The 263-nt window shown below is 77.2% G+C and carries 1 protein-coding gene; it reads right to left on the bottom strand.

Translation table 11 applies throughout. The annotated features are described in order from the left end of the window. On the bottom strand, positions 1-263 hold a 263-nt coding region (locus tag CVH10_RS21500; protein ID WP_369335952.1), incomplete at both ends, for a sulfurtransferase.

Here is a 263-nt window from a genome sequence, read left to right as displayed (position 1 = left end):
CCTCGGATTGAAGCGCGGCGTAATGGACGTTGCGGGCGCCCGGCATGTGGCCGGGGCGGACGCCGGGACGAGGCTCCGCCTCCTCGCCGCGGAAGCGCGGCGCGGAGCGAGCGTCCACCAGTTGCGCGGTGCCGGTCTCGAGGGCGCGTGCGACGTCGCCGGCATCGGCCACGGCGCCGTGGTCGAGGCGGGCGGTGAAGTGACGCCGGGTACGCGGGCGCCCCTCGCCCTCCTCCACGGGGTAGCCGGCCGCGATCCAGGCC

Origin of the sequence: Halomonas sp. ND22Bw, assembly GCF_003011945.1 — a bacterium.
Classification (GTDB): Bacteria; Pseudomonadota; Gammaproteobacteria; order Pseudomonadales; family Halomonadaceae; genus Halomonas; species Halomonas halophila.
The sequence above is the reverse complement of the archived record's forward strand: the minus strand, read 5'-3'. Positions and strand labels throughout refer to the sequence as shown.